Below are 18599 nucleotides of genomic sequence, written 5' to 3'. Positions count from 1 at the left end.
ACTTAGGAAAAAGCTTGGTTTCAGAACATCCTTGGCCCCAACTTTGTACATATATACGAATACACACGGCCTACTTACATCATGGCGAAAAGCAAGAAATCTACCCAAAAAGGTCCCGACGTAGTATTGATCGGGGCAGGGATCATGAGTGCGACTCTTGGCGTATTGCTCAAAGAGTTGCAACCCGACATAACGATTGATATCTATGAGCGGCTCGATAGTGCAGCCGCTGAGAGTTCTGACGCCTGGAATAACGCAGGTACTGGCCACTCGGCCTTCTGTGAACTAAACTATACCCCCGAACAGGCCGACGGTACAATTGATCCGTCGAAAGCCATCAAGATTGCCGAATCGTTTGAGCAATCGAAGCAGTTCTGGGCCTACCTTGTTCAACAGGGCTTCCTCAGCGACGCGCCTAATTTTATTCGCTCCATTCCACACATGAGCTTTGTGTGGGGCGACGACAACGTAGCATACCTACATAAGCGTTACGATGCCCTTCAGCAAAATTACCTTTTCCACGGCATGCAGTATTCCGAAGACCCATCGCAACTGGCAGACTGGATGCCGCTTGTTATGGACGATCGGGACCCTGCCCAGGCTGTAGCCGCAACCCGCATGGACATTGGAACAGACGTGAATTTCGGTGCACTGACGCGGGCTATGTTCCGCCGTCTGTACGATATGCCAGGGGTTCACTTGTACTTTGCTCATGATGTACGTGATTTATGGCGTTCCAAGTCGTTGGGTGGCTGGAAAATACGGGTGGAGAACGTAACAACGAATCACGTTCGCGACGTACAGACTCAGTTTCTGTTCATTGGAGCGGGCGGTGGTTCGTTACGGTTGCTCGAAAAATCAGACATTCCAGAAAGCAGAGGATTTGGCGGTTTCCCCGTAAGTGGGCAATGGCTCAAATGCGTTAACCGTGACGTAGTAGAGCGGCATCAGGCAAAAGTGTACGGAAAAGCTTCAGTTGGTGCGCCACCAATGTCGGTACCCCACTTGGATACCCGTATGATTGATGGAAAGCGGGAACTTCTATTTGGGCCGTACGCTGGCTTTTCGACTAAATTCCTGAAGAGCGGCTCCTACATGGACCTTCCCAAGTCGATTCAATTGAGTAATATGGCCCCTATGCTCATGGCAGGCCTTCATAATGTTGGCCTGACGAAATACCTCATCCAGCAGGTTATGCAATCGCCGGATGATCGGCTGAACGCGTTGCGGGAGTATTATCCCAACGCCCAAATGGACGATTGGGAACTCGAGATTGCCGGGCAGCGGGTGCAGGTCATTAAGAAAGACGAACACGAAGGGGGTGTACTCGAATTTGGCACTGAAGTGGTCAGTGCGGCAGACGGGAGTATCGCGGCTCTGCTGGGGGCTTCACCGGGCGCATCGACAGCGGTTTCGATTATGCTCGACCTGCTCAAACGGTGTTTCCCTGAGCAACTTGCCACTGACGCCTGGCAGCAGAAATTAAAAGAAATGATTCCTTCCTTCGGGCAAATTTTGGCGAACAACCCTGCGCTTGGTCAGGAGCTTCGGAAGCACACAAGCGAAGTGCTGGGATTAACTACGGTTGATTCCATACCCGAAGTAACACGGTAATTTCCCTGATGATAAAATGCAAAAAACGGAAGACAGTCTTCCGTTTTTTGCATTTTAGCGTAGTTGGTTTTATACCCTAACTTATCAATTCCAACGGGTGCCAGACAGAATTAAGATCAGGAAGAACAGGCCAAATAACAAACCTGGTATGGCTAATAAGCCCGCCAAAATTTTTGCCCACATAAAATTCTGATGTGACTGTAAATAGATACTTCCCAACAGCACAGCCGATAAGCCCGCCAGCATCATAAACCACAAGCCACCGTTGAATGAAGAAACGGTGCCATCAGACAACCCTTCAAAAAAGAAATAAAGAACAACAAGCCCAACAATGGCATCGATACCCCACAATATCCAAAAGAAATACATGAGAAAGGCTTAGTAAATTTAACCTGAACAGCTGTGGATAAAGCGTACACCTCTCGTTCATGACGATGTGCCTTGATGCAAATGTATATGGGCTGTGAAAGCTGACCTACTCCCGGTTAACAACGGGTAGTGCTGAGACAATACTGAGTAGCTTTAAAGGAATACCTGGAGATTCTATAAATACAAAAAGCCCTTTAGATTCACTAAAGGGCTTTTCAAAGATGAAATAGTTGCTTATAAATAGTCAACAATACGTCGGCGTCTGGCAATGTTTTGCTGGAATTCCCGGCGCATTACGGCCTTTCGGAGACGTGGGTGAGTCGAAACGTAGATGATTCGCATTTTAAGCGCAAAACTCAAAAACATATATAAACCGAACAAACAACCCAGAATCACCAGCGACAACGTATTGGATATGTTTCGGTGTAATAAAAAGAACATAATCGTGTTGAGCAGCGAAGCGCCACACAGCACGGCGGTTGCCCGCGCATGCGACAATCCGTTATCGAGTAAAATATGGTGCATGTGATTCCGGTCGGCCGAGAACGGTGACCGTCCGGCCAGAATCCGAACCAGAAATACCCGTAACGTATCAAAAATAGGAACGATCAGAATGACAATGGCGATGATGGGGGCATTGAAAAAAGCCGTTGGTTCATACCGATAGGAAGCATTGAGGCTAACAAACCGAATGGCGAAAAAAGCCAGCATAAAGCCAATAATCAGGGAACCCGTATTGCCCATGAAAATTTTGCTGGTTTTAGAGAAATTGAACCGAAGGAAACCGATGAGCGCCCCGGTTAAAGTAAACGCCAGGCAGGCCATCGTAAAATGGTTGGTCAACAGAAACCACCCACCAAACGTACCACTGGCAATGGTAGCAATGCCTCCCGCCAATCCATCAATGCCGTCAATTAAATTAATAGCGTTCGTTAGGGCAATGAAAATAAAACAGGTCAATAAAATACTAACAGCCGTTTCGATGTGGTGAAAACCCATAATTCCATACAGGTAATCGACACGTAAATCGCCAAAGAAAATCAGGATCATGGCGGCAAGTACCTGAAACAGAATCTTTTTGGTCGGGTCAATACCAACAAGATCATCTTTGATCCCGATGAAGAACAGGATGGTCATACCCGCAACCGAAAGGTTAGTCCGGTAGATATCCGTCTGATCAATACTTGGCCACAGGAAATAAGCAATCAGAATCGCTGCGAAGATGGCAATTCCCCCAAACGTTGGCGTTGGTGTAGAATGGGATCTACGTTCGCCGGGTTTTTCCATCAGCGATTTCAGCTCGGAAATCTTGATAACTACAGGAATGGCTACGACTGAAACGAAACAGGCAACCAATAAGGAAAGAATACACTGATAGAGCCCGAGCGTAAATAAGTCGTCATTCCATTTATGTTGTATATAAGCTATAAATAAGTCAATGTTCATGAGAAGGGCTTTTAGATACGAATATCGAGCACTAAAGATCTGTGTGGATACGTAAAAATCAATTGTTTATTTAACTCGGCAAACTTAATTTGATTTAACGGCCTGCCAATTATACATCTGGCCTTGCGGGTGGCTTGCTAACATATTGCTTGAGTTTACGCAAGGGTTTCAGCCAAAACGTAAAAAAATAAGGTTTCAGACCATTCAGTTGCCAGGCCAATCGGTCTTCCCGATTGGCTCGCAGTCGATTTCCAACGCTGCTATTACTAATTCCACCCGCCCGCATCACAATGGTTACTTCGTCCATATAGGCCAGTTTAACCTTATTCTTGTGGATGAAACGTAGCATCAGTTCATAATCGGCTGCGCTTTTCATATCAAGGCGAAACAAACCATACTGCTCATAAAGTGACCGTTTCGCAAAGAACGACAGGTGCCCTGGCATCCAGCCCCAAAGAAACGCATTTTCGCTGTACCAGCCTGATCGCCAGTAGCGTTTTAATTTTTTTGTGTCGTCCCGGTCAACGTACAGCATATCCCCGTAAACCGCGTCGGCCCCCGTTCGCTGGAACGTAGCGACCATGTTTTCAATGACGCGATTATGCCGATAAAAATCATCCGCATTGAGCAATCCAATTACGTCGCCAGTTGCCAATCGGATGCCTTTGTTCATCGCATCGTACAAGCCTTTGTCGGGTTCAGATATAAACCGGGAAACTTTCTTGCCATACGATTGTACAATGTCTACGGTGCCATCGGTCGATTTTCCATCCACGATAATATATTCAATATCGGGATAGGTCTGATTAATAATCGACTCGATGCAGTTACGAACAAATTCGGCCCCGTTATAGACAACCGTTATGATAGATACTTTCACGCCTTAATTTCTCTTTTTCGGACCCAAACGGCCGGATTACCCTGATAAATACCATAGGCGTCCATCGAACGCGTTGCCACCGAATTAACCGCCAGAACAGCATGCGATTCGCAACGAACGCCCGCGCAGACCACCGCCCTGGCACCGATCCAGACACCATCGGCCAACGTAATTGGCTGAGTTGTCAAGTCAAATGTTGACAGACGGTAATCATGGTTGCCTGTCAGCAGCATGGCGCCTTGTGATAAACAGACATTGCTACCGATGACAACCTGGCTGAGATTATCAATCCAGACCTTTTCACCAATCCAGACGTGATCTCCTAGTTGAAGTAACCAGGGATATTTAATATTTACGGCTGGTTTTATAACTACTCCTTCCCCTAATTTGGCCCCGAACAGCATTAAAACAGCTCTTTTGATGGCCATTGGGATGGGAAAATAATTATTCAAAAAAATCGAATTAACCAAAAACCACAACAGGATCTTCCAGCGCGGTCCGGGATTGTACCAACTGTTATTAAAGCGGGCCAGATCCGTTCGACCGTTGGGCTGGCTACCTGACGCCTGCGGAGATACCATCGCTTCAGGCTCGGCTAACCTGTTGAGGTCGGATTGCCCGAAGGTCTTTGCCATATTCGGTTTGGAAATAGTCCATTATTGCTTCCTTGTCCTGACCAACCCGAAGGTCGACTTCCATCAGCTTGGCATCGACCAGGAAGCGATACCAAAGAGCTTGCAAGAAACACCAGACAAACCCCGCACGCCCATCGAGAAAACCCATTCGGATAAAATACCGGTACACAAAATAGATTATCGGTCGCGTGAACAAGGGTAACGATGCGTATTTTTCCTTTAAATAACGCATCCGCTGATCCTGCGTTCCGAAGAGCCGGGGTTGTACTTTTTCTGCCTCATCGAACTTGTACCGGTAATTAAGCAGATTGATCATTTCCAGAATCGTATAATGATTGTGTTTCTGCGTCCACCAGGTCAGGTTATTCAGGTTATGATCGACAATATCATGATCGAATTGAATTGGCTGCCCTTTCGTCAGTTTAATGTGTTCGTCGTGCCATACCTGCTCGCAAAAGCCATCCCCCCGGCGCCATAAACGAAGCAGCCAGATCGGATAAAAGCCGCCATGCTTCATCCAGCGATTCAGGAAAAACACCCGACGCTTTACGTATACGCCACCTACGTCGGCAGGTAAGCCCGTCAGCCGCTGATTTATTTCATTGGCCAACTCAGGCATTACGTACTCATCGGCATCCATGCGCATCAGCCAGCCTGTCTTAAAAGGAACATGCTCAATGCCGAAATTAAATTGTGTAGCATAGTTAACCCAGGCATTTTGAACAACCACAGCCCCCATTGAACGGGCAATCTCAACCGTCCGATCTGTAGAGAACGAATCGACAATAAATATTTTGTCCGTAAATGGCAGTAAACTCTGTAAACATCGAGTAATGTGTTTTTCCTCGTTGTGTGTCAGAATAATGACTGATACGTCGGTCATACTTCTATATAACTATTTTCATACTAAACAGCTTATTGTGTTCCTTTTCCAAGCAAAAAGGGCGCCTAGTACTCAAGATCAGCTGTTCGATAAATCATACAATATTATAACTTTTTTTATACGGGACAAAGTCCTTGATAAGAGTTCATACGGTATGCGTATTGTTTTTGTACTATTTTCGATCCCTTGTTTAAGTAATACTTGATTAATTGACTCATCATCTGCAATTTTATCCACCTGATGTAAATACAGCTACGTTGGTAATGATCAATCGATAGCTTCTGTATGGAAAGTAGTCTGTTTATAATATAGTCTCCTCCTTTACGTCAGAATAAGTAATTTTGTGATCATAACACTATCCATTTTCTATGCGCCTTGTGATTCTTACGCAGGATGACCCGTTTTATCTCGCCCGCAATATTGATTATCTTCTGAAAAAGCTACCATCTTACGCCGAAGTTGTTGCTACAGTGGTATTCGACGTATCACCTTTCGGCAAACGGGAGAGTTTCGGAGAAAAGATGAAGAAAACATACGACATCTTTGGCCTTCCTTTTTTTGTACGCTACGGGTTTAAATTCGTAGCCTCGAAATTAGACAGCCGAAACAATGTCAGGAAAGTGCTGGCCGACCGGAATATTCCACTGATTCATATTGAAGGAGGTATCAATAAAGAAGAAAACCTGGAAAAGCTCCGAGCCTATAAACCCGATTTATTTGTCTCGATTGCCGGTAATCAGATTTTCAAACAGAAACTTCTGGACGCTGCTACGTATGGTTGCATTAACCTTCACACGGCGCTGCTCCCCAAATACCGGGGCCTGATGCCTTCATTCTGGGTGTTGAAAAATGGCGAGACGCACACCGGCGTATCCGTGTTTTTCGTAGACGAAGGTATCGATAGTGGCCCAATTCTGGTTCAGAACAAGCTCGCCATTGGAAATATGAGCCAGGCTGAACTAATTGATGTGACGAAGAAAATGGGCATGGATGCCATCCTGGAATCAATCGACAAAATCCATACCGGTAACTACAAACTCATTGAGAACGACGCAACCCAAATGACCTATTTCACGTTTCCCACCCGCACCGACGTGGAAGAATTTCTGGCCGCTGGCAAGCGGTTTTATTAATATTAGCGGATAGTCGTTAGTCAATAGTATATCCATAAACTAATGACTGTTGACTTCCTGCTATCGACTTTTTATGAACATCCTGACATTTGATATTGAGGAATGGTTTCACATTCTGGATAATGCATCGACCCGTACCGAATCCGATTGGAGCCGCTACGAAACCCGCATTCACAGGAATATGGACCGTATTTTCCAGATTCTGGACGAAACCAATACGAGGGCTACTTTTTTTTGTCTCGGTTGGGTAGCGGATAAGCACCCTGATATTATTCGACGGATTGATGCTGCCGGTTATGAAATTGGCACGCACTCCTACGCGCATCAACTCGCTTATGAACAAACCCCTGTCCAATTTCAGGATGATTTGGAACGATCCATTAAGCATTTGCAGGAGTTGACAGGTAAAAAAGTTCGATCGTACCGGGCACCGGGTTTTTCGATCAAGGAGTTCAACCATTGGGTGTTCCCAATTCTGGTTGAACAGGGAATTGAAGTCGACTGTTCCGTATTTTCGGCCAGACGGGCGCATGGGGGCGATACCTCACTGGGCATGTTCGAGCCGGGTTATCTGAACGTTAACGGTACGTTGCTGAAAGAATTTCCGATCAACACGGCTCCGGTGCTGGGTCAGGATTTGATTTTCTCGGGTGGCGGCTATTTCCGACTGTTGCCCTATAGCGCCATTCGCGTTTTGATGCGCCGGTCCAACTACGTTATGACGTATTTTCATCCGCGCGATTTCGATGCCGACCAACCTATGATTCCGGGCCTGAGCCGAACGAGACAATTCAAATCCTACTACGGTCTCCGGAACTGCTGGCCTAAGCTAAAACAATTGCTAACTGACTTCCCATTCGTTGATCTGGCAGAAGCAGAACAACAGGTTGACTGGACGAAAGTTAGCCATCGTGATACAAATACAATTGCTATAAATAGCTGATTTATAGACAAGTATCGTTACTACTTTATCTAGTATTCCTATCTGGATTTCAGCTGTACTATATAGCTAGCAGTCTATGAAACTACCGCAACTTACATTTACCCGGTTTCTGGCCGCGCTGCTTATCGTTCTGTTCCACATCCCCTCGAGAACACTACGTAGCCTGCCGCTGCTGGGACCATTGCTGGACAAAGCTCAGGTTGCCGTAAGTTATTTTTTTCTGCTGTCGGGTTTTATTCTGGTCATGGCCAATGCATCCGGAACAATTCTTCCAAAGAGTATAACCAAGAGACAGTTCTGGATTAATCGATTTGCCCGTATTTATCCGCTGTATTTGGTTGCCCTGCTAGCCACCTGGCTACTCGTGCAACTGACAATGAACGTTAGCTACCGTGATCTGTCCTATTTAGGCATGGTAGCGACTGAAATGACGCTTTTACAAGCCTGGGTGCAAACTTGGGTTCCAACCTTAAATTATCCGGGCTGGTCTTTATCCGTAGAAGCTTTTTTCTATCTGATTTTTCCGTTTCTGTATCAATGGCTGGTGACTTGCAAATCCAGACAGATCGTTGGTATTGGCGTTTTAATCTGGCTGGCGAATCAACTCATTTATAAATTCTTAACAGACAATACCTCACTCGAAACCTTCAGGCTATATTTCCCCGTATTGCATTTGGGTACGTTCGTTGTTGGGGTCTGTACCGGGATTTTAACATTGCGGCATTGGCAAGTTCTGCTACGTAGTAAATCAATCATAACAGCTGTGCTGGTTGGTATTACGCTGCTCTTTGCGTATTTGATAGGCAGCGATTCGACTATTATGTACTATTATCACAATGGTCTTTTTGCCCCCCTGTTCGTCGTATTTATTTTGTTTTTAAGCGTTCAGCAAGGAGCGCTGGCCCGATGGCTGAGCCATCCTAAACTGGTTTATCTGGGGGAAATCAGCTATGGAATTTACCTGTTGCAAGTGCCGGTTGGCATGGCGGCTTTCTATCTAAATCAACGCTACGTGCACCTTAGCCCAAGTCTGTACGGAATCGGCTACGTTGCTTTGCTCTTTCTGATTGCCGCCCTATGTTTTGAGAAAATAGAAAAACCTGGCAGGCGTTTACTACGCAAATGGTTAAGCCCTGCCTCTATTACTACTGCACAGTCAGAATCGCCCTCGCAGCAGCTTACTAATTAACTCACGTCGCTCTCGTACGGCTTATGCAGCGCTTTTTAGGCTAATTGCCCGTTCATACTCTATCAAAAGCCGTCGGGCCAGTACGTCAATATCGCATTCATTCGCAATCATTCGCTGCGCATTATGAGCCAACTGGGCAGCTTTGTCTGGATTATCGAGTAAATAATTCAGGCCGTCGTAGACCGACTGCTCAGTAGGTTCACACAGATGAGCGGCCTGGTAAGAACGAAGGTAATCCCCAAAACCAACGTGCTCTGTAAGCAACGATGGAGTTCCTGTCGCCAGGGCTTCCAAAGCTGCAATGGCGAAGCTCTCCGAATAAGTTGGTAAGGTGAAAATATCGGCATCAGCAAAAACGGCCAGTTTTTGTTCCTTAATCAACATACCCGGTAATAGTACCCGATCTTCCAGATGATGTTGCCGGATAAACTGCTGAATAGTTGATAAGTAGCCGTCATCCGGGCCAGCTAACACAAGTTGAACGTCAGGTCGCTCAGTACTTATGCGTCGGAAAGCGGGAAGCAGTACATCAAGTCCTTTTTTCAGATTCAACCGACTCAGGAAAAGGATAATTTTTTGATCCGGACGAATGCCAAACTCCTGCCGGAACTGTCCACGTGGAGGAAGCTGGCTAAATTCGGCAGGGCGAAGACCATTTGGAATAATGGCTACGTGCGGATGCGGATGGCCTAAATAGCGTCGAACGTCATCAACTTCCGACTGATTATTTACGTGAATAACCGGCGTATTGGCCGTCCATTTTCGTTGGCCCGCCCACGATATGAGCTGCTTTTTCCAGTAACTGTGCCGGATTGTCCAGCGATCCAGCAAACCGTGAGTCGTTAATAATTTGGACGGCTTCAAATTCAATAAGTAGGGCGCAACACTTCCGAAATGCCATAATCCGTGGACGTGGATCAGGTCAAAATCGTTACCATGTTCTCGCAGGTAATCCCACAAACCAATGGAGAATTCGGGAAAAAATCGACTAAACCAATGGCGTGGTACGGGCACCACAACCACGCCAGGGGCTGTCTCATAAATCACATCATCTGCCGAAACGGGCGTAAGAATCGTAACCTGGTGGCCTTCGGCGGCATGGACGCGCGTATGATCAAAAATCATTTTGGCGGGTCCGCCGATGGCCCAGGTGTAAGCGCAAATATGTAAAATCTTCATTTTGTGAGAATGTATTTATAGCCATTCAGCATTTCCTGCGCAACGACATCAGGCGCATAAGGTGCAATAAGTTTTTGCGCCCAGAAGCTCATTTCGGCTACGTCGACGTCGCCATCAATAAATCGTAGCATGAGTTGAGTAAGCTGATCTGGCTGATCGTAAGTAAAAACAAACCCATTTTTACCCTCGTGTACCAGGTCGGGCGCGCATCCACAACGGTCGGATACGATGACGGGTAACCCGCAGGCCATAGCTTCATTAACGACTAAGCCCCAGGGTTCCGAGCTGCTTGGCAAAACCAATACGTTGCTCATAGCCAGCACATCGGGCACCTCAAACCACGGCCTTCCTGGCAGAATATGCACCGAATCCGTTAGCGCCAGCGTATTAATCTGTTCGATGAGTGAGTTCTTCTCAACCCCGTCGCCTAATAGAATGATGCCCCACTCATCTGCCAGGGGCGATTGCTTTTGGGCCTCAGCAAAGGCCGACAGCAGGAGAGGTAAGTTTTTATAGCCAATTAATCGGCCAACAAAAACGAAGTTATTGGGACGTAGTGCCAGTACCTGTTGCTCCTTTATCCTGCTAGATAACGCCCGTTCATAGGCAACCCGGAGTGCGTTGTTATCTACCGCACTTTTGCGAAGCAAAATCTTGTCAGGTTGAACCCCTAATTGGATCAGATAATCTGCAGATTGGCTTCCGAAGCAGAAAAACCCACTGCACTGGCTGAAAATCCACTGCTTGATACGTTCTTTCCAACCGCCACGCTGGTGATCGGTTGCCGTACTTTCATTTTGAAGAATGACCCGAATACCTTTTGTTCTAGCCCATAGTAACAGGAAAATCTGGGCAGGATCATAATAGCCAGTCAGTGTAATCACATCTGGCTTGAAGGCACTCGCCCGCCGAAGCAACGCATTAGTACGTTCGCGCAAGCTGACATCTTCCAGAAAACGGTCGAAAAGTAATTCGTAGTTGTATGAATAAGTCGGAACTGAAGGATCGTTGATCGTCTCTAACGAAGCCCTCGACCGTTCGTTTCGGGCAATCTGCAGGACGTTTACCATCACGTTCGGCTGCTGATCGGCCAGTTGCTGAATGGCCTGAAAAACACTGGATTTATAATGCGCCCAGAGTATATTATGAACAATCAGAATGCGCATCTATAAAAATAAAATTGGGTTAGCCATTCGTTAGTTTCAGGCTAATTGACTTAGAAATAAGATTTAATTTTTTCACCAGAGGAGCTTCAAAACGGGTATGCAGGTAAATGCAAACAACGGTTATGACCGTAGTAAACAAAAGAGCCGCTATATTCTGAACGATCATATTATGCTCAAATGGAGTTACTAACTTCCCATAAAAAGGCATAAATGAAAAATGAAGCATGTAAATTAAAAAGGAAGCATCCCCTACTTTCATCAATTGGCGGGTTATCAACGAAGGTTTGAACCAGCCATCGAGTTCCAATCCAGTAAATGATACTAGTATCAGAAAAGAGCTAACTCCATAAAGAACCGTTCGCTTGCCGGCATCGCTAACTAAAGGACCATCATTAACCAGTAGCCAAACTAAGGCAGTACCTAACAGCAAAAAACAACGGGACGATGCGACTTTGTACCGTTGAATTAGCCACCAGGCGAGTACACCGGCGGCAAATTCAAGATTATAAGGACTAAAAAAAAAGAAGAACAGGCGGTGACTGCCAGCAAACAAGGTTGGACTGATAATAACCAATCCCGACAGTGTCAGTACAATAGCCACAACTGGCCAAAGCTTTCGGGACACTATCAATAAGCCAAACACCAAATAATAGTATAATTCGAAGCTTAGGCTCCAGGTAACGCCATTGATATTGGGGTGATAAGGAAGCAGTAATAATGAACTCAGAATCAACGACCAGGACGTTGGAAGATACGCAATTGGGGTTTTTGTAATAAACTCAAGCAAGAGTATACCCCCCATAATAAACGCGAGTGTAACCCAATAGATTGGGTATATACGGATGGCCCGTTTGCGTAAGAAGGTGCCGAAATACGTTGGTTTGCTGAAATATCGGTGTGACGTATGCATGATCACGAATCCACTGATAACAAAAAACAGGTCTACGCCCGCAAATCCGTGTTGAAAAAGACCGCCCATAATCAACTCCTGTCCACGCTTTTCATAGCCAAGTGATAAGTGATAAACTACGACAAGTATAGCGGCTAGCCCCCTTAGAATTTGAATCGTGTTGAATACCAATCCTGGTGAAGAAGAAGACGAAGTCAACATAATCAGATCGAGTAGAGTAGAAGCCTGCTGCTAGGCTCAAAAAGTGAATACAAATCTCTATAAAATCTGTAGAGACTACGTTTGTCTAAGTACTCCACTTAAACAGTCCCATTCTGGACCACTACGTAAGTAGAAGACTTATCATTTTTTGCCACCGAGTGATCCATCAGATAAGCCGGAAATAGGTGTTCAACTCCCATGAAGCGAATCATGAGTGCCAATGGAAACCAGAACGTAATTTCATAGGGACGGCCTCCAGAGAAGATCTGAACAAATACAAGCATGTAAAAATAAGCCAGGAATATGTTCATCGGGTTTGAGTTTTCGCGCATCGTACGTAACGAATGGCGCAAAGACATGGCATTGATAGTACCAAATAGCGCTAGTCCCAAAACTCCCTGACTGGTGAGGGCTTCAAGCATCGGAACGTCTAAATAGGAAAATTTATAGCCGTACCCAGGAATGAGCATATAGGCCTGACTAACAAGGACTTTAGTTAAAAAACCGAAATTAACGGCCCGGTTAGCCACCGAATCATCGAGCGTAGCTTTGTAGTCGACTCCCTGCGATTGTAGGCCCAGAAAAGCGTAAATATTGTCCAGATTTCGCTCCATAAAGCCCATTGCATACCCATATAGAACGGCATAGATGTCGCCATAGCGTTGAAAAAAAACGATGACCCCAACTATACCAAGAACGGCAACAATAATGGGGACAGGCGTAAACAGGCTACGAACCGTTGCGCGAATTTGAGCTGGCCGAACATTGAAATAGAAAAACAACGCAACAACAAGAATTAAGGCGAGAATCGACGAACGGGTTTGGGTCAGCAATAGAATAACAACACTGACAACCCCAGAAAAAAAAGCCAGCAAACGAAACAGGACGTTCGTCTGCGGACGTACCAGCCACATGACACAGGCAATGATCCCCATGAAGGCATTACGGGCAAAAACGTGCGGATTACCCGATCCGTCGTCGCTATTATTCAATACTATGGTTGCCCGCTGACCAATTGCCCAGGTTGGATTCGTTATTAATGAATAAATAAGTCCCAGATTAGAAACCAGCGTAAACAGGACAACTATCGGAACGACAACTGGAATAATATCATTGGGTATGTTAATGAGCAGAAACAGAAAAATCAGGATGTAAGCATAGTAAATCATCTCCCTGGTGTAGTCTAAAGGCTCAGGAGACGGATAAACGTACATGTATAAAATACTGGTCAGGATAAACGCCATCCCAATCCAGAACATGGTGATATTGGGCCGATACAACCGACGTAGCACGGTAAACGGGACCATCAGAATGAGCCCCCCGGCAAAACCGGCCGCCGTGAATGCCGAACTTCCAGGCGCCAGTTTCAGCGTATCCCTAAAAAAGAAGATAAGCGGATACCCATCAACAAGAATACAGATGCCGACTACCATGCGCATGTAGTCGAGTGTCTGTAGTAAACGAAGGAACTTTGCCATAAGCGATGTATAATTACTGTTTGCGGCTCATTATCTGGACCGATTCAGTTGAAACCGATGAAGGATGTACCCAAACTCTCCTTTAAGTACGAATGCCAGCAATTTACGTACCCGACAGTATCGTTGCCAGAAGGATGGCCCAAAGGATGATACCAGCATCGGGCGGTACTTTTCTTTAGTCAGCTGATGTTCAGACAAACCTACCGACGTTATGGTAGACGATTTTGCGTTGGGCTGTACCCGAAATCCGCCCCAAAAACCCGAAACGTGTTGAAATTTAATACCGGGTTGAACCCCCAGACGCGCAACAATTTCATAGTCAATAACAAACTGTAAGCTTTCGTCAAGTAAGCCAATCTGCTCCAGCCGTTCACGGCGGATAAACAATGACTGGTTAAAAACCTGCATTCCTTCATAAATCTGGCACTCAACACAGAAATCTGGTGCCCGCATTTCTTCCAGAATAACGTCGGCCTCGTCGGTTATATACATATCTCCGAAGAAAACGTCGGTATCGGGTGCCTTTCGCCAGGCATCGGCCACCTTGGCAAAGGCGTCAGGCGCAAATACATCGTCGGAATTCTGAAATGCTACGTAGTCACCCGTTGCCCGACGAAACCCCTTGTTGATTGCGTCGGTCTGTCCACGGTCTTTTTCGCTCACCCATCCGGCCAGATACGGCTCATATTTTTTTATCAGTTCAACGCTACCATCCGTAGATCCTCCATCCATGATGAAATATTCCAGGTTTGGGTAATTCTGGTTTAGCACGCTCAAAATCGTGCGTTCTAAATACTGAACCTGATTATAAGAAGGCGTTACAATGGTCAGTTTCGGATAGATTTTCTCATTTGCACCATCGACTACTTTAGGAACATAGTGTTTCGATACGAATGAGTGAAGCGATTCACGCATAAAATTTTTGCTGTGGTTATTCAGCAATTAATAACTGTCCAGTATTTGTCTACCTGCATCAAACATAATGACGTTGCAATAAGCTTTTTTAGCACAGATCATAGACAAGCATGTTCTCTCAGAAAGGTATACAACCCTTGTAGTTGTATTTTTCTGAGAAAACCTACCGGCAAAAATAGGGCTATTTGCGGATAAAACCGTGAGAGATCTTATTTTTCGGACGAGCTACCCGGCCGCATCAATACGTAGCAGTTCACTGATAACATGCTAGAAACTGATGCAGGCTATTTCTTTAAGTCAGCAGCCGCTTTTTCATCGACGAGCCATACCAATTCTCCGTCTATGGGTTTGATCTCCTGGGAAGGATATTTGTCGGGATTGTATTCACCTTCCAGCACTTCTTTCAGCGGTTGGGCTTTCTTCGGTCCAGCAACCAAAAACAGCACGCAGGATGCCCGATTCGCTATGGGGGCCGTCAGCGTCAGGCGATACATATTTTGCTGCGTCAGAAAATACGCCTTTGTCCAGGCAGTTTGTTCATGAACAACCTCAGTACCCGGAAAAAGCGAGAGCGTATGGCCATCGTCGCCCATGCCAAGCAACACCAGGTCGAAGGTTGGGCCGGACTCGCCAAAATACGCGTGCAGAATCCGGTCGTAATCGGCAGCCGCGGCTTCGGGTTCAAGATCGGTACGCCAGACGTGAATCTGGTCTTCGGGTGTGTAAACATGCCCAAGTAACGTATCGTAAGCCATGCCCGCATTGCTCTGCTCATCGTCAATAGGGACGTAGCGTTCATCACCCCAGAACACATGCAGTTGAAGCCACGGAATCTGATCGACATAGGGCGACTTGGCCAGTAGTTCGTGCAGGGCTTTGGGTGTGCTGCCACCCGACAGCGCAATCGTGAACCGATCTTGTTTTTTCAGTACGTCCTTAATGCGTTTGGCAATGAAATCAGCCGCAGCCTTAGCCAATTCAGCCGGGTTCTTTGTAATGATGAGCTGCATATGTTTGTTGTGCTGGAACGCCAGCCCGAAAAGAAATCATACAAAATCCTCACGCATGGGCGTGAACACATCTACCAGTTCGCCAGCTTCGAGGCAAACCGCCCCATGCCACACATTCGGTGGAATATAGAAAGCATCGCCCTTTCTTATAGTTTGGGTTTCGTCACCAATCATAATGGAAAACACCCCACTGGCCACGTAGCTCATCTGCGTATGCATGTGGCTGTGGGGCGCACCAACACCACCCGTTTCAAAGGCGACCTTCACCATCATTACGTTGGCGTCGTAGGACATGATTTTACGCTTCACACCCTCCCCCACCGATTCCCACGGCAGGTTCTGGTCATCCACGAAAAGAGCAGCAAGTTGGGTTGGCATAGGGTGTAGTAAGTCAAAAGTCTCTAGTCGTTGGTCAATAGTGGCTGACGCAAAATCTATGAATAGTCGTCAGTCACTTTTGACCAGCGACTGACGACTATCGACTACATTAATTTTATTTCGTCATCCACTGGAATCCGTCTTTTTCAACCAATTGCATGGCGGCCTCGGGTCCCCATGAACCAAGTGGATAGTTCGGAAAATCGGGCGTTTCACTTTCCCACGCGTCCAGGATTGGCGTTACTACTTTCCAGGCGGCTTCGACCTGATCGGCCCGCATAAACAACGTAGCATCGCCCGTCATTACATCCAGCAACAACGTTTCGTAAGCTTCTGGCTCCTGCCCTTCATAGGCATCTTTGTAACTGAAAACCATATCGACCGGATCAATAGCCAGGGTTTGCCCAGGCCGTTTGGCCTGGAATCGTAACCGGATGTCCATCGCCGGCTGAATGCCAATGGTGAGCCGGTTGGCATCCCAACCGTTTGTCGCTTCTTCAGGAAACGCGTAAAAGGGCGCGGGTTTAAACTGGATGGTAATGATCGTTGCCTTTTCGGGAAGTCCCTTACCCGTACGTAGATAGAAAGGTACGTCTTCCCAGCGCCAGTTATCGACGAATAATTTTACAGCCGCAAACGTTTCGGTTTTCGAATCGGGCTTGACCCCTTCTTCTTCCCGATAGCCTGGAATTGTCTTTCCATCTTTTTCGCCCGGACCATACTGTCCCCGAACAGCGATGTCTTTCACCTGCTCCGGTTTTATCCGGCGAATGGCGTTCAGTACGTCTACTTTCTTGTTCCGTATTTCATTCGCTTCGAACGAGATAGGTGCTTCCGTAGCCACCATACATAGCACCTGAAGCAGGTGATTCTGGATCATGTCGCGCAACGCACCGGAGCCTTCATAGTAGCCTCCACGTCCTTCGAGCCCTACCGTTTCAGAGGCCGTAATCTGCACATATTCAACGTATCGCCGATTCCAGATTGGCTCAAACAGGGAGTTGGCAAACCGGAGCGCCAGAATATTCTGTACCGTTTCCTTTCCCAAATAGTGATCAATCCGGTAAATCTGCTCTTCGGCAAAAAGTCCGCCCAGCAGTGCATTGAGTTCACGCGCTGTTTTCAGATCATGGCCGAAGGGTTTTTCAACCACAATCCTGACATGCGACGTATCGTCGCAAAGCTCTAGCTTGCCGAGGTTTGTCGCAATGCCGGGCACGAGTTGTGGCGCTACTGCCAGGTAAAACACTACGTTAATCTCCTCGCCCCATTCGCTTTTTTTAGTGCCAACAAAATCAGACAGCGTTGTATAGGCTGCGGCATCACCGGCATCCATTTGCAGGTACGATACGGAAGGTGAAAATGACTTCCAGGCATCTTCCGGTCCATTTTTACGGCGGGAGAACGACTGAACGCCTTCCAGCAGACGCTCCCGAAATGATTCGTCGGTGTACGGACTACGACCTAACCCAACAACGGCGAAGCGTTCGGGCAGGTACTTGTCAATGAACAGGTTATAGAGGGCTGGTGTAAGTTTACGAAGATTGAGATCTCCGCTGCCTCCAAATATAAATACTATAGTCGCGGGTGGTCGCTGGTTCGTTGCTGGAATCATAAGTCTCTTAGCATGACAGGGCTGCAAATTACCCCGAGTCTGTTTTCCGAACAAGTTTACGCGATTAAGGTTTCATGTTAGCCAGCTATTCTGCTACTTTTGACCCTTGTTTATATCCTATTTATTGTACCATGAAAATCGCCATTGGCTCCGATCACGCTGGTTTCCACTACAAAGAAGCCATCAAACAATTCCTTATTAACCTCGGCCATGAGGTAATTGACAAAGGCACCTATGCCGAAACCCCATCGGTAGATTACCCGCTTTTTATCCGGCCTGTTGCTGAAGCCGTTGCGGCTGGCGAAGTGGAGCGGGGCGTTGTGCTGGGTGGATCAGGCAATGGCGAAGCCATTGCGGCCAACCGCGTGCGGGGTGTTCGGTGCGGCCTGTGCTGGAATGAAGAGTCGGCCCGTTTGTGTCGGCAACACAACGACGCCAACGTAATATCGCTGGGCGAACGAATGATGAGTGAAGAAACCGCCCTTAAACTGGTCCAAATCTGGCTCGATACGCCTTTTGAAGGTGGCCGTCACCTGGCGCGGATTCAGGAATTGGATACGTATTAATGCATGGGGTTGGGGCGTGGAGCACGGGGTTGCATTCACACCCCAAAATTGCCTTTTACTTGATAACCCCATGCTCCACGCCCCAACCT

At 46.8% G+C, this 18599-nt stretch carries 18 protein-coding genes; 5 read left to right on the top strand and 13 right to left on the bottom strand.

Going from position 1 to position 18599, the window contains the following annotated elements:
- Nucleotides 1–81 precede the first annotated feature (81 nt).
- Entirely contained in the window at nt 82–1614 is a 1533-nt protein-coding gene (locus BM202_RS25930) for a malate:quinone oxidoreductase (protein ID WP_093831672.1), read from the top strand.
- Nucleotides 1615–1698: 84 nt separating this feature from the next.
- Here the strand turns inward: BM202_RS25930 and BM202_RS25925 are convergent, their stop codons facing one another.
- The 5 genes from BM202_RS25925 to BM202_RS25905 form a co-directional block, all read right to left on the bottom strand.
- Complete coding sequence (locus tag BM202_RS25925; protein ID WP_093831670.1) at nt 1699–1983, bottom strand: osmoprotectant transporter permease; 285 nt, start codon at nt 1981–1983, stop codon at nt 1699–1701.
- A gap of 234 nt (nt 1984–2217) precedes the next feature.
- Entirely contained in the window at nt 2218–3429 is a 1212-nt protein-coding gene (locus tag BM202_RS25920; protein ID WP_093831668.1) for a glycosyltransferase family 4 protein, read from the bottom strand.
- 109 nt (nt 3430–3538) lie between these two features.
- Nucleotides 3539–4309, bottom strand: coding sequence for a glycosyltransferase family 2 protein (locus BM202_RS25915; protein ID WP_093831666.1), 771 nt, complete (start codon nt 4307–4309; stop codon nt 3539–3541).
- On the bottom strand, nt 4306–4890 hold the full coding sequence (locus BM202_RS25910) for a WcaF family extracellular polysaccharide biosynthesis acetyltransferase (protein ID WP_245776790.1): 585 nt from the start codon (nt 4888–4890) through the stop codon (nt 4306–4308). Before BM202_RS25910 ends, BM202_RS25915 begins: the two co-directional genes overlap by 4 nt.
- Before the next feature lie 4 nt (nt 4891–4894).
- Nucleotides 4895–5827: a glycosyltransferase family 2 protein gene (locus tag BM202_RS25905; protein ID WP_093831664.1), complete on the bottom strand. Its 933-nt coding sequence runs from the start codon at nt 5825–5827 to the stop codon at nt 4895–4897.
- Between the two features lie 368 nt (nt 5828–6195).
- Between BM202_RS25905 and BM202_RS25900 the strand changes: the two genes are divergently transcribed.
- From BM202_RS25900 to BM202_RS25890, 3 genes are all read left to right on the top strand, one after another.
- Complete coding sequence (locus BM202_RS25900) at nt 6196–6960, top strand: methionyl-tRNA formyltransferase (RefSeq protein WP_093831662.1); 765 nt, start codon at nt 6196–6198, stop codon at nt 6958–6960.
- 73 nt (nt 6961–7033) lie between these two features.
- Nucleotides 7034–7903, top strand: a complete 870-nt coding sequence (locus BM202_RS25895; RefSeq protein ID WP_093831660.1) for a polysaccharide deacetylase family protein — start codon at nt 7034–7036, stop codon at nt 7901–7903.
- 76 nt (nt 7904–7979) lie between these two features.
- The gene (locus BM202_RS25890; protein WP_093831658.1) at nt 7980–9092 is read left to right on the top strand and encodes an acyltransferase family protein; all 1113 of its coding nucleotides are present in this window, start codon (nt 7980–7982) and stop codon (nt 9090–9092) included.
- Between the two features lie 21 nt (nt 9093–9113).
- Here the strand turns inward: BM202_RS25890 and BM202_RS25885 are convergent, their stop codons facing one another.
- From BM202_RS25885 to zwf, 8 genes are all read right to left on the bottom strand, one after another.
- Nucleotides 9114–10271 (bottom strand): glycosyltransferase, encoded by a 1158-nt coding sequence (locus BM202_RS25885; protein ID WP_093831656.1) that lies wholly within the window; start codon nt 10269–10271, stop codon nt 9114–9116.
- Complete coding sequence (locus tag BM202_RS25880) at nt 10268–11437, bottom strand: glycosyltransferase family 4 protein (RefSeq protein WP_093831654.1); 1170 nt, start codon at nt 11435–11437, stop codon at nt 10268–10270. The genes BM202_RS25885 and BM202_RS25880 overlap by 4 nt, the downstream gene beginning before the upstream one ends.
- 19 nt (nt 11438–11456) lie before the next feature.
- On the bottom strand, nt 11457–12548 hold the full coding sequence (locus BM202_RS25875) for an acyltransferase family protein (protein WP_093831652.1): 1092 nt from the start codon (nt 12546–12548) through the stop codon (nt 11457–11459).
- 98 nt (nt 12549–12646) lie between these two features.
- Complete coding sequence (locus tag BM202_RS25870) at nt 12647–14026, bottom strand: O-antigen ligase family protein (RefSeq protein WP_093831650.1); 1380 nt, start codon at nt 14024–14026, stop codon at nt 12647–12649.
- Between the two features lie 30 nt (nt 14027–14056).
- Nucleotides 14057–14941, bottom strand: a complete 885-nt coding sequence (locus BM202_RS25865; RefSeq protein ID WP_093831648.1) for a glycosyltransferase family 2 protein — start codon at nt 14939–14941, stop codon at nt 14057–14059.
- Nucleotides 14942–15225: 284 nt separating this feature from the next.
- Nucleotides 15226–15951, bottom strand: coding sequence for a 6-phosphogluconolactonase (gene pgl / locus BM202_RS25860; RefSeq protein WP_093831646.1), 726 nt, complete (start codon nt 15949–15951; stop codon nt 15226–15228).
- 36 nt (nt 15952–15987) lie between these two features.
- The gene (locus BM202_RS25855) at nt 15988–16329 is read right to left on the bottom strand and encodes a cupin domain-containing protein (protein ID WP_093831644.1); all 342 of its coding nucleotides are present in this window, start codon (nt 16327–16329) and stop codon (nt 15988–15990) included.
- Nucleotides 16330–16444: 115 nt separating this feature from the next.
- Nucleotides 16445–17944, bottom strand: a complete 1500-nt coding sequence (gene zwf, locus BM202_RS25850; protein WP_093831640.1) for a glucose-6-phosphate dehydrogenase — start codon at nt 17942–17944, stop codon at nt 16445–16447.
- A gap of 131 nt (nt 17945–18075) precedes the next feature.
- Between zwf and rpiB the strand changes: the two genes are divergently transcribed.
- Nucleotides 18076–18510 carry a ribose 5-phosphate isomerase B gene (rpiB, locus tag BM202_RS25845; protein ID WP_093831638.1) on the top strand — a complete coding sequence of 145 codons (435 nt, stop codon included), beginning with the start codon at nt 18076–18078 and terminating at the stop codon, nt 18508–18510.
- The last annotated feature ends 89 nt before the right edge of the window (nt 18511–18599 follow it).

Origin of the sequence: Spirosoma endophyticum, assembly GCF_900112365.1 — a bacterium.
Lineage (GTDB): Bacteria > Bacteroidota > Bacteroidia > Cytophagales > Spirosomataceae > Spirosoma > Spirosoma endophyticum.
Note: the sequence above shows the minus strand (reverse complement) of the source record. Positions and strands in the feature narration are given on the sequence as shown.

Bases quoted from the DNA above. Each gene is read 5' to 3' on its own strand.
- BM202_RS25885 (WP_093831656.1), bottom strand. From the start codon at position 10,271: ATGAAGATTTTACATATTTGCGCTTACACCTGGGCCATCGGCGGACCC.
- BM202_RS25930 (WP_093831672.1), top strand. From the start codon at position 82: ATGGCGAAAAGCAAGAAATCTACCCAAAAAGGTCCCGACGTAGTATTG.
- pgl (WP_093831646.1), bottom strand. From the start codon at position 15,951: ATGCAGCTCATCATTACAAAGAACCCGGCTGAATTGGCTAAGGCTGCG.
- rpiB (WP_093831638.1), top strand. From the start codon at position 18,076: ATGAAAATCGCCATTGGCTCCGATCACGCTGGTTTCCACTACAAAGAA.
- BM202_RS25895 (WP_093831660.1), top strand. From the start codon at position 7,034: ATGAACATCCTGACATTTGATATTGAGGAATGGTTTCACATTCTGGAT.
- BM202_RS25855 (WP_093831644.1), bottom strand. From the start codon at position 16,329: ATGCCAACCCAACTTGCTGCTCTTTTCGTGGATGACCAGAACCTGCCG.
- BM202_RS25925 (WP_093831670.1), bottom strand. From the start codon at position 1,983: ATGTATTTCTTTTGGATATTGTGGGGTATCGATGCCATTGTTGGGCTT.
- BM202_RS25890 (WP_093831658.1), top strand. From the start codon at position 7,980: ATGAAACTACCGCAACTTACATTTACCCGGTTTCTGGCCGCGCTGCTT.
- BM202_RS25880 (WP_093831654.1), bottom strand. From the start codon at position 11,437: ATGCGCATTCTGATTGTTCATAATATACTCTGGGCGCATTATAAATCC.
- BM202_RS25875 (WP_093831652.1), bottom strand. From the start codon at position 12,548: ATGTTGACTTCGTCTTCTTCTTCACCAGGATTGGTATTCAACACGATT.
- BM202_RS25870 (WP_093831650.1), bottom strand. From the start codon at position 14,026: ATGGCAAAGTTCCTTCGTTTACTACAGACACTCGACTACATGCGCATG.
- BM202_RS25900 (WP_093831662.1), top strand. From the start codon at position 6,196: ATGCGCCTTGTGATTCTTACGCAGGATGACCCGTTTTATCTCGCCCGC.
- BM202_RS25910 (WP_245776790.1), bottom strand. From the start codon at position 4,890: ATGGTATCTCCGCAGGCGTCAGGTAGCCAGCCCAACGGTCGAACGGAT.
- zwf (WP_093831640.1), bottom strand. From the start codon at position 17,944: ATGATTCCAGCAACGAACCAGCGACCACCCGCGACTATAGTATTTATA.
- BM202_RS25920 (WP_093831668.1), bottom strand. From the start codon at position 3,429: ATGAACATTGACTTATTTATAGCTTATATACAACATAAATGGAATGAC.
- BM202_RS25865 (WP_093831648.1), bottom strand. From the start codon at position 14,941: ATGCGTGAATCGCTTCACTCATTCGTATCGAAACACTATGTTCCTAAA.
- BM202_RS25905 (WP_093831664.1), bottom strand. From the start codon at position 5,827: ATGACCGACGTATCAGTCATTATTCTGACACACAACGAGGAAAAACAC.